Raw genomic sequence first — 13,122 nt, 5'->3', positions numbered from 1 at the left:
TAACAAGGATGTGACCAATGCCCAATGCGTTGCAGCTGGACCGCGATTTCTGAAATGCTATGACCGCGAACGCGCAACAGGCCGCGTCAAGGTGGTTGCAGCTGGACCGCGATTTCTGAAATGCTATGACCAGCTTGCCGCTGGTGACTTCGGGCGAACCGTTGCAGCTGGACCGCGATTTCTGAAATGCTATGACGAATTCAGATGCCAGCAGTTCGCCAGCGTGGTTGCAGCTGGACCGCGATTTCTGAAATGCTATGACTGCTCGGCTTGAACTGCGCCACGCGGCTCGGGTTGCAGCTGGACCGCGATTTCTGAAATGCTATGACGCGGAACGTGCCGATCGCGGTACCCGGCATGTTGCAGCTGGACCGCGATTTCTGAAATGCTATGACCGATACGTTCAACTGCTTGCAGCAGCGCTTGTTGCAGCTGGACCGCGATTTCTGAAATGCTATGACTGGACGCCCTGCTGGCCGTCGATGCACGGGGTTGCAGCTGGACCGCGATTTCTGAAATGCTATGACCTCGCCGCAGCAGCAGCAGAGAAGCCCCACGTTGCAGCTGGACCGCGATTTCTGAAATGCTATGACCCCGCGCGGCCTGATCCGCTGCCCGCACTGGTTGCAGCTGGACCGCGATTTCTGAAATGCTATGACAACGGGACCGCGCGATCGCGCGTATCCGTGCGTTGCAGCTGGACCGCGATTTCTGAAATGCTATGACCCCGTTCGGGACGTGGATGAACAGGTTCTTGTTGCAGCTGGACCGCGATTTCTGAAATGCTATGACTGGTGGGAACAGCGCCACCAGCGCACCCGCGTTGCAGCTGGACCGCGATTTCTGAAATGCTATGACTTCGAGCGCCGGAGGGACGACCAGCAGGTTGTTGCAGCTGGACCGCGATTTCTGAAATGCTATGACTGTTCGCGGGCGGCATCATGCGCGTGATTGGTTGCAGCTGGACCGCGATTTCTGAAATGCTATGACGTCTTGCCGCTGACCTTGATCGTCAGGGTGGTTGCAGCTGGACCGCGATTTCTGAAATGCTATGACTGTCGCCAGCGTCTGGCCCGTGCCCGGATGGTTGCAGCTGGACCGCGATTTCTGAAATGCTATGACCGATACGTTCAACTGCTTGCAGCAGCGCTTGTTGCAGCTGGACCGCGATTTCTGAAATGCTATGACCTTGGCGGGCGATTTGGCGAACCTTTCATGGTTGCAGCTGGACCGCGATTTCTGAAATGCTATGACCCATGACTTCGTCGTCCGTGATCACGATCTGTTGCAGCTGGACCGCGATTTCTGAAATGCTATGACATATAAAGTTTCCGTTATGCGCACATCCGTGTTGCAGCTGGACCGCGATTTCTGAAATGCTATGACAGATGGGTGCCTAACCAGTTGAATTGAGACTGGAAAAAGCCCCATCTGTCACCGCAAAAATGCGATGAATCGTCAGAACATGGCGAGCTGATCCGGATTTTTTCGTTGCCGTTGGCGGCTCTGACTCGAAAACCGGATGATGTTTTCATACTGCTTGTCGGTAAAATTGAGCACATGAATCTCCCCACGTTCAGGAAGATGCGCCTCGATTCGCCGAAGGTAAGTCTCGTAGTGCTCTTTGCCATTACAAAATCGAGCATAGATCGAAAACTGGCTCATTTCAAAGCCTTCATCGAGTAAAAACTCACGAAATTTGGTTGCTTCCCTCGCGTGTTCCTTGGTGTCCACGGGTAGGTCAAACATGACGAATATCCACATCAGCCGGTATCCACTCAGGTTCATGCTTCAATCCCCACCGGCTGCCCAAGCGACGCCCAGTCAAGAGCATCAGGTGGATCAAACAGGGCCAGTGCCGATTTGCGTTCTTCGAAGCTCTTGGCGAGCGATTGAGCGAGCCGCTGGGTCGCCACAGACACGGGCGAAATAGCCCCGCCCAGACGCAAATCATGCCCGATCAACCGAGCCAGACGCTGTTTTGCTTCGGGAGTGACGGTTTCTATGCCTTCGTCGATCATTCGCCGGACCAGTCCGTCAACCAGAGGACGAAACGGTTCCACGAGATCGTCCGCCAGCGCGAATCCGTTAAGCCGGTTGTGATGGTGCAGCCCGATTGCAGGGTGCAGTCCTGCCCCGATGATCGACCGTGCAACGCATGATCGCATGACGGTATAGCCATAATTCAGCAGGGCGTTGGCGCCGTCAGCGTTCTGATCGCGGCGAAATTCTTTTCCCATGAGGGCGGGCCAGTATTTGCGCGCGGCCTGAGCTTCAAGATTGTCCGGATCGCCGGAGCGGACGCGCCGGGACATAAGCATCAGCGCATTGGCTTCCGCTTTGCCTTGCACGGCTAACAGCGATGCTTGCATCGTGATCTTGCCCACGATGATTTTCTGCCAGAGTTGCTTGAACATGGGGCGCGGGGCCTCCCATTGCGCTCGCATCCGGGCTGCCTGTGCGTGGTGACCGTCAATGGGAGAAATGATGGCCACCGGAGAATGATTGGCCGCGCACATCACCATAATCGCCCCGCGTTCGGCGAGCGCGACAACCAAACTTGTCGTCCAGGTTACGCCATGGGCATGAACGATGATGGCTTGAATATCGTCGAGCGCCACCCGTCCCTGTTCCTGACGATCAAGGCTGACAACCAGAAATCCGCGATACGCGGACAGGTGAAGATCATCCGTGGCAATATCAACAATGCGGTCCATGGCCAGCCTTTCGGGGTTGAAAGCTGGCACATCATGGATAATGACTGGTTAACGCGGTCCCGGATCAAAGATACGACCAAGTTCGTCGATACGAATCTGGCGGGCCTTGACCTTTTGTAATGCTGAAGCGGATGGTCCCCAGAAAGTGAAAGGGTCATTTCCACTTTTATTGCGTTCAACCATGTTGCCCGCTTGCGCATGTTCTATCAAGAAAATCTGGCCGTTCTGGCCAAATTTCTGCACACGATAGATTTTTCGCGAGCCGTCCTTTTCTAAAGCGACCATATCATTTTGGCGCAGTGCCATGACTTTCTTCGCGGCGGGATGGGGGCGCTCTTCCTGGTAGTCACGCTGATGATGGTCGAAGGATGAAATGATACCCGATTTTAGGTTACCGTTCCGGTCCTTCCAGTGGGTTATCCATTTGCCATCAGGCATCTGCCAGATTGTATAAAGCGCGTTGGCACCGCCCATGTAGCCCTTAAAGGCGCGACCGGTCTTGTCCTTGATAGGAATCACGGTCAGGCCTTCCCGTACTCGCAAACGGCGGATGCCTTTGAAAATTGGATGCTTCCGAGAAAACTCCAGCACTGCGCGTTCAAAGTCCTTGCCCGAGAGCCCTTCGGTTGCCTCGTACAAGGCGCGTTGCAGCGCAGAATCGGGAATGCGAAGCGGGTCAGTCAGGTCAGCAGGCGTGAGGCTAGCCAGGGGAACACGATGGACAACTACGGGCAACCCGCTGTCGCTCGTCAGCCCGGTCAGGCCATAGGCAGTTTCTTTGTGCAGTTTTCCGGTCGTCACGTCGCGCCCCTTGACTGGCTTTCCAGCGCGTCCGTGATCCGCTTTGTGGCTGACGGTTGCGGCGAGCACTTTCTCGCGCAATTCCTCCCGAAAACGATAATCGCTTTCATGTCGCGCCCATGGCATCGGCAGGCCATCGAACAGCCTATCCAGCTTTTTGTCCTCCGCCCGCGCAGCGGCTTTCGCAATCTCGGCGATCAGTGCCGGGGTCATCACGCCGACCACTGCCGCATCGATGGCGTGATGACGATGATCGAGCCGGTTCTTAGGGGCGTTGCTATGCTCGTTTTCCACCCAGTTATGGTCTGGCAGAATGTCATTGAGACCCCACAGCCGCCGGAGCATCGCCGTCATCGAGCCATGCACCGCAAAGACATGGCGTTCGCCGCGCACGGGATAGAGGCAGGCCAGATATTTGGCGGCGATACGGGTAAGATATTGGGTGTCAGTCAGCTGCCGGGGTAAAAAGCTGCCTTCTTGTGCCTGGTAGCGCGCGATGGCATCCGGGCCGAAGCGCCACTGCTTTGACTTATGCAACCTTGATACCTGGTCCTGAATTTTTGCCCAGCGGACAGGATCGCGGCCCCATCGTCCCCATGGCGTATCGTTGCCCTTGGCCTTGTTGCAATGGCCATGCGCCAGCACCTTATTGCCGATGCTATCGTCAAAGCACTGCGAATAGGGAATGATGTGGTCAATATCGACCTCGCCGTTGCGGATCATTCCCTGACTGATCATTTCGCCGCAATAGGGACAACGACGGTCGAGCACGTTGCCGGGATTGAGATCGCTCCATAGCCGCAGGATGAGTCGGTTTCGACCGCTGTCGCGCATAGCCATCGTGCCGAGCTTGTCGCTTCGTCCTCTCGCGGCATCAGTGTTGACCTTGATCTGCTTGCTGTAGGCGATTTTCTCCTTCTCGTTCATCTTCAGTTCGCGGGCGAGTTCGACAAAGATAAAATCCGGCTTGCCGTAGGCGCGGATGATAGCGTTCACCAGCCGGCCCAGCTGGCGCAGACCGATATGCACGGTGGGGTTGGTAATCTTGCCGAACCGGCGTTCCTCGGCGTCGCCATAATCATCCTTACCCGGCGCAATCTCACGAGTAAGAACCTCTCCATAATAGGGCAACTCGTCGAAATCCTCGCCTGTCCGGTGGTCGCTGTGGTGAAAACCTGCCCGTTCAGCCGCCTGAGCATAGGTAGGGACATCATCGGCCCTCAACTGTTCGAGCAACGCCTTGGTAGCGGTCAGACCGAAGCGGCCATAACCTTCCGGCAATCTGGCATTGCCGATGGCTTCCGCAGCTGTATCATCCAGCCCGTAACGAGCCTTTAGCCAGCCAATCAATGTCTGAGAGTTTTCCTCTTCGAGCAGCCTGTCGATGATTTCACATTGTTCATCGCCGCTGAAATGCGGCCAGCGCGTGCCGAACAACTTTTTGCCGGAAAGTTCCGCGCGAACTTCGTCCCCGGCCAATTCCTTGCGGTTTTCGCTTTCTTTGTTGAAGCGTTCGCCGTCCTTCAACTTGATCGCTTTGCCCAGAGTTTCAAAGCTGACCTTCTTCTTGTCTCGCAATTTCAGGATCAGAGTATCGCGATCTTGCTGACTTAGTGGACGGCTGGCAGCACCAGCGGCGACAACAGCAAGCTGGTTTACCTCTTCATACAAGCGACGCTGCTGAAACAGGGGATGTGCCTTGGGCAGGCGCAGTTCGTCGTCCGGCACTCCGTTCATTCCGGCAAAGGTGCAGAGGCCCACTACAGCCGGTTTCAAATCGCGCTGAAATTCAATGATGCGAAATATGTCATGCCAGGCGGCATCAGTTAGCAAGGCCGGATGATATGCCTTCTGCGCATCCCAAATCGCGCGGAATTCGTCCAAGACATGCCGACGGTCAGGATAGAAATCATAGCCGTCTGCATCGGGCCGCATCCGCACACGTTTGCCTTTGGTGCCATCTGCTTCCTGATCGCGCATGACCAGAAACTGTCCCAGAGTTTGCGCGCCAAGCCGCTGCATCTCGGCGTCTAGCAATTTGGTTGCGCTAGCAATTTTGCCTGCATCCTTATCGTCCGTCGATTTGCGCTCTGCCTTCCGGTTGGATTTGAAGCCACGCCGCTGGTTGAGGTGAAACAGGGCACGGCCAAGTTGGTATGGCGAAATCTCTTCAGAAAGCGCCCTAACCCGCAAGTCATACGGGTCTTCAACTGCCAGCGCCTTTCCCGCCAGATCATCTAAGGGGAGCAGTCCGTGTTTGCGCAGTTCCCGAAGCATCGCGTCTCTACGCCCGAGGTAACGGTCCCGCCGCCGTCGCATTCCGCGTGCCTCACGCCGCTTCACAGCCAGCGATGTGCCTGATCCGGGAATGGGGAGTTTGGACGGCTCGCGCCCATCCGAGAAGATGCGCGAACCGATGGCCCTGATACTGTCGCCATCATACAAGCACCAGCCGATGCTGTTGGTGCCGATGTCGAGGCCCAGTCGTGTCGTCATGCAGCCGCCCATTCGATTATTTAGCAAGATCAATGTAATTGATCGCAGCCTGACGGGTTGACGTCAATCACGGCAATGCTATTCTAGGCGCTCAGAAATCGCAGGTCTGGTTGTTAACAAGCAATCTGAATTGCACCAAATCGAGGCGGGGGCTGCGGCCCCCGCCTTCATTTTGCAGCGTCCCAAATCAGCATCCGATTATGCCACAACCGTGCATGATCCTGTCGGTCAGCGGCCCCCAAGCTAAAGCTCAACAATTTCGCTGTGATGGTACATCTGGGTAATCAGGTTGTGCTTAACCCGAAACTGGCTGCGCCGCTTGATTTCTGGCTTTGGCGTTGAGGCCTTTTCGATCTTTATGCCGGGATCGTAGTAGACGATGCCCGCAGTGAAAGCTCTCAAAAACAAGAGAAAGTCAGTTTGCTCGCATAGCAGAACGCGCGGGCCGTAAGCGTATTCCGGTGGAGGCGTCCGGAAAAGCGAAGGCACATATGCTGCCTGTGCGTGTTTCCGGTTCCAGTGTTGCATCATGCCCGTGAATGACCAGACCGCCGCAACTTCGTTTTCCCGGTTGTAAAGTGAAATGCCGCCGTTCAGGTCAGTGATCTTTCCGCTGGCCGGATCATAGCCGTCTACGGTAATCCGCAGCCCCGTGTCCGCGTGGTACTCTTTGCCACAGGTATAGACGCCGCCGAAGTTATACCTGTCCGGCTTTCCGCTCTTGTCGGGGTAGCCGTAACGACGCAGGAATTCAGCCGGGCCTTCCGTTTTGTAAATGCCCCCCGTTGGTTCGGGAGTCATCAGCGTGACCGGAGTTTTAGGCAGAAATTTCCTGAAATCGCCGACGCCGTATTGCTTGACCTCCCAGCCCATGAAGTCAGGTTCGGAATAGCCGTTGGGGGTGATGCCCAGTTCAGCTTCCAGCGTGTAGCCGCCGCCGTTCCTCGCGGAATATGGCAGCTTCTGGCCGTCCCTTGCCAACTTCTGCGAGGCGATCCAGTGAAGACCATAAATGCGGCGAAGTTCGGCGAGCAAAATGTCTTTCGTGCTCGTTTTCTGCGCCAGGTCCATTGGCAACTCATGGAAAACACCAATCGTTTCCCATAGTGTGGCGTTAAGTTCAGCGGTTATGGGATCTTCCGGCCCGGTAGCGAAGCCAAGCACGTCGCCTTGCTGCGTGATGCCGAAAAACAGGACACGGCCCGGGTCACGCACCGTCATAAGATTTGATGGCGCTGACTTGCAGCCTTTCAAAAATCCCGACATTCGCACCTCGGGATAATCGGGATACAGAATGAGCTGGGCATCCGGGGCCGGATGTCGTCCGTCGGCGTCGAGCCAAAAGAAATTCACTCTGGCTTTGGGGCGGTCCTGTTTGCTCCCCGCCATCGAACGCGTATCGGTGATAATCTCGCCGTGCGGGATGATGTTGAGAGCACCAAACCCGCCACCCAAATAGACCTGATTTTTTGAATTGTCGTTCGGTGACAGTTTCTTGGCATAGATTCTGTCCGCGCCGTGATCACGCATCAGTTTCAGCAGTTGTGATAACGATGCAGACAAATCATTCGCCCCTGATCGACAATGTTGCTTTTGATGATTTTATCCAGTCAGCGACTTCTTGCATAGCCAGCCGAGCATCAAGCCTAGTTCGGCCCTTCAAGGCGCATTCCCATATTACCGCGACGCGCCATCCGGCTTGCTGCAAATCTGAAATTGCCCGCGCGTCATTGGCCACATTCCGGCTAATCTTTGCGTGCCAGAACTCTGACCGCGTCGCGGGCCACTTGAACAGATGGCAGTCATGATGATGCCAAAAACACCCATTCACGAAAATGACGGCACGATGCCGAGCGAGCACAAGATCAGGCTTGCCCGGCAGGTTCGCGACATGGAGGCGGTAACGCAAGCCCATGGCGTGGAGGGCTTGGCGCACGATCAGTTCCGGTTTGGTATTGCCGCTCCTGATCGCAGCCATATTTCGGCTTCGTGTTGGAACATCATGAACGTCGGCCAAAATCAGGCCGCTTTGCGGCGCTGCGAACCTTCAAGTAGCGCCTGAATGTGTGGCTGCATGATTCTCGCAACCTCATGAAAGACTGGAACCGCCACTGAATTGCCGAATTGCTTGTAAGCCTGCGTATCGGACACGGGGATACGGAAATCGTCCGGATATCCCATGAGCCGAGCACATTCTCGCGGCGTCAAGCGCCTTGGGTTTTTGCCTTTGCCCCGGCTGACCAAAATCTCAGAGCCGTCTTTATAGTATCGTGCCGATAGCGTCCGCGCGACATCATCGGGCGTCACGAGTCCGAATCCGAACCCGTTACCCTTGGCTTTGTGCTTGGCCGCATAGCTTTGCAGATAATCCCACAGTTTTGGCGTCAGCGTGTATTTCTCATTCACGATGGCATCTGCGCCTAGCGTGTAAGGGTGTTCCGGAATTTCCGATCCGTCCGCCGGATGAAGAATATCACGCAAACGGCGCGTCCCCTTTTCGGGTAGCCGCAGGCGATCCCATGAGAACGGCACTTCATCTCGGAAACCGACGATGACGATGCGCTCCCGATGCTGAGGCACAAAATGCCCGGCGTCGATCACCTTATACCAGACGTGATAGCCGAGTTCTTCACGAAGCGTTTTCAAGATCACCTCGAACGTGCGTCCACGATCATGACTAGTGAGATTCTTGACGTTTTCGAGCATGAACGCCGCCGGGCGTTTGGCATCAAGGATACGCGCAACATCGAAAAACAGAGTGCCTTGTGCTTCACAGGCAAAACCATGGCTGCGACCGAGTGAATTTTTCTTAGAAACGCCCGCGATGGAAAATGGCTGGCATGGAAATCCTGCCAGCAGCACATCATGATCGGGCACTTCGTGCGCGTCTTTCAGTTCCGTGATGTCACCGAAAATGGGATGATTGTCGCGGAAATTGGCCATGTAAGTCTGTTGCGAAAACTTGTTGTATTCGGAGGTGAAGACGCAGTGCCCCCCGATTGCGTCGAAGCCTTTCCGCAAACCGCCGATGCCTGCAAACAGATCGATGAAATTGAACCGGGTATGCGCCGCTTCGCCAGATGTATCCCCCACGACCGAGCGCAGGAACGTGAGCGCAGCTTCACGCGGTAATCCCTGACCAGACTCCCAGCGGTAGAGCTGCCGGGTGCTGTATCCCAGCCGGGCCGACAGGTCCTCGATGCTGACACCAGCCTGAGCGCGGAGAGCTGAAAATTCGTTGGTTGTCATGACACCTCTGGGAATATTTCTGACATGGTGTCGCGAGATGACCCAGATAGCAAGCGCTCAATGGCCGCAATGCGCAGAAATGTACTTGTTACGTTCCTATGGCGGTTTGCGTTTCCACGCAAACGCTAAGTGAGACTTGGCGTTTTGGCGATCTTACAAACCTCTGGCACAAGCACCGGCGGAACGGCGCCAGGAAGAACATTCACTTTGCCATTTTGCGCGGTAGCGAAATTCGCTTCCGATCGATTTCCGTGTCCATTTCAAACGCCCGCTTCCCCTTGCGCTTCCAAAGCGCCAGCGCCTGTTCGCGGTCCTCGCTGCGCAGTTTAGCCGCGACGGTGAGGAACGCGCCATAGAGCGTGGCGCGATCATCGTCGGTAAGTTCGACCAGTCCGGCCTTTACGACCAGGCCGCCAAGCTCGATCAGTTGCCGCGTGCGTTCACGACGCTGGACTTGCCATTCGCGCATGTCGGTGCGGGCCATTGCTGCTTCAAGCCGATGCCGCGCCGCCGTCAAGCGGGAGAGTGCCGTCCGGCTGGCCCTGAGTTCCGTCGCCACGCTTGCGCGCCTTGCTTTGAAAGAATGCAGAGCCGCGTTTGCGCCACGCCTCCTTCTTTCCGGCGTCAGTGGTATCGGCGATGACGAGCAGCGCACCGGCCAGCGTTTCCGAGTCGGTAGCATCTGCCCCGGTGGCAATCACCAGTTCGCCGAGTTGCTGCACGCGACGTTCCTTCAGTTGCTTTGCCTTATCGGCGAGCGCCTTCAGTTCCGAATCAAAGTCACGGGGTTTGCGCATCTTCTGTCTCCATCGAGAGGTGATGCGCCGATGATAATATCGGATTGGGTTCAATGCTGTAGAGTCGTCGAGACGGCTTGATACGAGATAGTCCCGAGCAGGATTTTATCATGGGAGGGCGCGCTTATACGTCGTGCCGACGTGCGCTTGGTGGCGTAGATGGAATGCCGTCATGGCGATCTTCCACCTCTCCGTTAAAGTCATCAGCCGGTCGAGCGGGCGCAGCGCTGTGGCGTCAGCGGCCTATCGCGGGGCCGAACGACTGCACGACGACCGGCTCGACCGCGACCATGATTTCACCAACAAGGACGGAGTCGTCCATTCCGAAATAATGTTGCCGGAAGGTGCGCCGGAGGAATTCGGCGACCGCGAGAAACTGTGGAATGCCGTCGAGGCCGCCGAAAAGCGCAAGGATGCGCAGCTTGCCCGCGAGGTCGAATTCGCCATTCCGCGCGAACTGACCAAGGAACAGGGCATCGAGCTGGCACGGGAGTTTGCCGAGGCCGAGTTCGTCGAAAAGGGCATGATCGCCGACCTCAATGTCCACTGGGATATTGGCGCAGACGGCCAGCCCAAGCCCCATGCTCATGTCATGCTGACCATGCGCGAGGTTGGCAAAGACGGGTTCGGCGCGAAGGTGCGCGACTGGAACAAGGCCGAGCTGGTCGAGCAGTGGCGCGAACGGTGGGCCGATCACGTCAATCAGCGCCTCGCCGAACTCGATATCGACGCGCGGATCGATCACCGCAGCCTGGAGGCGCAGGGCATTGCGCTGGAGCCGCAGGACAAGATCGGCCCCGCCGCTTCGCGCATGGGCGTGCGCGGGCTTGAGGCAGAGCGGATCGAAGAACACCGCGCCGTCGCGCAGCGAAATGGCGAGCGGATCATCGCCAACCCCGCTGTCGCGCTCGACGCGATCACGCACAGCCAGGCCACCTTCACGGGCCGCGATCTGGCGATGTTCGTGCATCGGCACAGTGATGGAAAAGAGCAGTTCGATCAGGCGATGAGCGCGGTGCGCGGATCGTCGGACCTGATTGCGCTGGGCAAGGACGGACGCGGCGAAGACCGGTTCACGTCGCGTCAAATGATTGAGACCGAGCAGCGATTGCAGCGCGCATCGGAATTGATGGCGGAGCGCGAGCGGAATGGCGTCGATCAGAAAGGCCGGGAAGGAGCGCTGGCGCGCGCCGAGACACGCGGCCTGATCCTCTCCGGCGAGCAGCGCGCAGCATTCGAGCATGTGACCGATGGGCGCGGCCTGAGCGTTGTCGTCGGCTATGCCGGGACCGGCAAAAGCGCGATGCTGGGCGTGGCGCGCGAGGCCTGGGAAAGCGCTGGCTATACCGTTCGCGGTGCCGCCCTGTCCGGCATTGCAGCCGAGGGGCTGGAGCATGGTTCCGGCATCGCGTCGCGCACCATCGCCAGCCTTGAGCATCAGTGGGGCCAGGGCCGCGAATTGCTCACGTCGCGCGACGTGCTGGTCATCGATGAAGCAGGCATGGTCGGCACGCGCCAGATGGAGCGCGTGCTGTCCCATGCCGCCGATGCGGGCGCGAAAGTTGTCCTGGCTGGGGACCCGCAGCAGCTCCAAGCCATCGAAGCCGGAGCAGCCTTCCGTGCGATCCACGAACGGCACGGCGGCGTCGAAATCAGCGAGGTGCGCCGCCAGCATGACGGCTGGCAGCAGGACGCCACGCGGCACCTTGCCACCGGGCGCACCGGACTTGCCATTCAGGCCTATGGCGAGCGCGATATGGTGCATGCCGCCGAGACGAGGAAAGCGGCACGCGGCGAGCTGATCGAGCGTTGGGATCGAGACCGGCAGGCCAGCCCCGGCGATACGCGCATCATCCTCACCCATACCAACGACGAAGTGCGCGAGCTCAATGACGCCGCGCGCGGGCGGCTGCGTGATGCGGGCGAACTGGGCATGGACGTGTCGATCAAAGCAGATCGCGGCGAGCGCCAGTTCGCCAGCGGCGACCGCATCATGTTCCTGCGCAATGAGCGTGGGCTGGGCGTCAAGAACGGCACCTTGGGCACGGTCGAGCGGATTAGCGCGCAAAGCATGGCCGTGCGCACCGACGATGGCCGCAGCGTCGCCTTTGACACCAAAAACTATGCCCACATTGATCATGGCTATGCCGCCACGATCCACAAGGCGCAGGGCATGACGGTGGACCGCACCCATGTGCTCGCCACGCCGGGGATGGACAGCCACGGGGCCTATGTCGGCCTCTCACGCCACCGCGACGGCGTGGCCCTGCACTATGGGCGCGATGACTTCGCCGATCAGTCAAAACTCGTCCGCACGCTCAGCCGGGAGCGCGGCAAGGACATGGCGAGCGACTACAAGCCCGAACGCCAGTTCGCTGAGCGGCGCGGGATCACGTTCCGCGAACGCATCGTCGAGATTGCACGGCACGTGCCGGAGCGGGCGAAATCCATCTTCGCCAGTTTCCGTCCGCAAGCGCAGAAGCTCGAAGTCTCGCCGACCGAACAGACCGGGCTGTCAGATCAGCGCCGAGCGGTCGAACGCTACGCCCGTGCCGCCGCCGACATCGGCCAGATGCGCGAGCAGAATTTACCAATCCTGCCACACCAGCGCGACGCGCTGGAGAAGGCCGGGAAGGCTCTCGACACAATCCGGCCACATGCCACCGCCGATTTTGCCAGCGCCATGCAGCGCCAGCCGGAGTTGGCGCGCGAGGCCGCCGATGGCCGCACCCAGGGCGCAATGCGCGCCATGCAGCTTGAAGCCGAAATCCGCATCGACCCGGCGCAGCGCGCCGACCGGTTCGTAAATGACTGGCAGCGGCTGGGGCGGCTTCGGGAAACGATGCAGCAGCGCGGCGACATGAACGGAGCACGCCAAGTCTCCAGCCGTATGGTCGACATGACGAAGGGCCTGGAGCGCGACGCGCAGGTCGAATCTCTGGTGCGCGGGCGGGCGCACGAACTTGGCATCAAACCAGAACTTGGTCGCGATCTGGCCCGCGACCTTGCCGCTTCCGTGTCGATGGAACGGAGCCGGTCAATCGGCATGGGCCTTTAGGAGA

At 58.2% G+C, this 13,122-nt stretch carries 9 protein-coding genes and 1 CRISPR repeat array (1 of these 10 running past the window's edge); of the genes, 1 reads left to right on the top strand and 8 read right to left on the bottom strand.

Features of this window, described 5'->3' with window-relative positions; genetic code table 11:
- Positions 1 to 1,386: direct repeats of the CRISPR family, unit length 36 nt; unit sequence GTTGCAGCTGGACCGCGATTTCTGAAATGCTATGAC (it extends 38 nt beyond the left edge of the window).
- 72 nt (positions 1,387 to 1,458) lie between these two features.
- From cas2 to Q8Q53_RS14985, 8 genes are all read right to left on the bottom strand, one after another.
- Positions 1,459 to 1,788 carry a CRISPR-associated endonuclease Cas2 gene (gene cas2 / locus Q8Q53_RS15020; RefSeq protein WP_212742192.1) on the bottom strand — a complete coding sequence of 110 codons (330 nt, stop codon included), beginning with the start codon at positions 1,786 to 1,788 and terminating at the stop codon, positions 1,459 to 1,461.
- Positions 1,785 to 2,717 (bottom strand): type II CRISPR-associated endonuclease Cas1, encoded by a 933-nt coding sequence (gene cas1 / locus Q8Q53_RS15015; protein WP_305702595.1) that lies wholly within the window; start codon positions 2,715 to 2,717, stop codon positions 1,785 to 1,787. The genes cas2 and cas1 overlap by 4 nt, the downstream gene beginning before the upstream one ends.
- Before the next feature lie 48 nt (positions 2,718 to 2,765).
- A complete protein-coding gene (gene cas9 / locus Q8Q53_RS15010; RefSeq protein ID WP_305702594.1) occupies positions 2,766 to 6,047 on the bottom strand; it encodes a type II CRISPR RNA-guided endonuclease Cas9 in 3,282 nt (1,093 codons plus the stop codon).
- Between the two features lie 210 nt (positions 6,048 to 6,257).
- Complete coding sequence (locus Q8Q53_RS15005; protein WP_305702593.1) at positions 6,258 to 7,577, bottom strand: MvaI/BcnI family restriction endonuclease; 1,320 nt, start codon at positions 7,575 to 7,577, stop codon at positions 6,258 to 6,260.
- A 1-nt stretch (position 7,578) separates the two neighbouring features.
- Complete coding sequence (locus Q8Q53_RS15000; RefSeq protein WP_305702592.1) at positions 7,579 to 7,992, bottom strand: very short patch repair endonuclease; 414 nt, start codon at positions 7,990 to 7,992, stop codon at positions 7,579 to 7,581.
- 41 nt (positions 7,993 to 8,033) lie between these two features.
- Complete coding sequence (gene dcm / locus Q8Q53_RS14995) at positions 8,034 to 9,263, bottom strand: DNA (cytosine-5-)-methyltransferase (protein WP_305702591.1); 1,230 nt, start codon at positions 9,261 to 9,263, stop codon at positions 8,034 to 8,036.
- A 202-nt stretch (positions 9,264 to 9,465) separates the two neighbouring features.
- Positions 9,466 to 9,732, bottom strand: coding sequence for a conjugal transfer protein TraD (locus Q8Q53_RS14990; RefSeq protein ID WP_305702789.1), 267 nt, complete (start codon positions 9,730 to 9,732; stop codon positions 9,466 to 9,468).
- A gap of 22 nt (positions 9,733 to 9,754) precedes the next feature.
- The gene (locus Q8Q53_RS14985; RefSeq protein ID WP_305702590.1) at positions 9,755 to 10,060 is read right to left on the bottom strand and encodes a conjugal transfer protein TraD; all 306 of its coding nucleotides are present in this window, start codon (positions 10,058 to 10,060) and stop codon (positions 9,755 to 9,757) included.
- Positions 10,061 to 10,232: 172 nt separating this feature from the next.
- On the opposite strand from Q8Q53_RS14985, the gene traA reads away from it, so the two are divergent.
- Complete coding sequence (traA, locus tag Q8Q53_RS14980; protein WP_305702589.1) at positions 10,233 to 13,118, top strand: Ti-type conjugative transfer relaxase TraA; 2,886 nt, start codon at positions 10,233 to 10,235, stop codon at positions 13,116 to 13,118.
- Positions 13,119 to 13,122: the final 4 nt, after the last annotated feature.

Source organism: Novosphingobium sp. (assembly GCF_030699305.1).
Classification (GTDB): Bacteria; Pseudomonadota; Alphaproteobacteria; order Sphingomonadales; family Sphingomonadaceae; genus Novosphingobium.
Note: the sequence above shows the minus strand (reverse complement) of the source record. Positions and strands in the feature narration are given on the sequence as shown.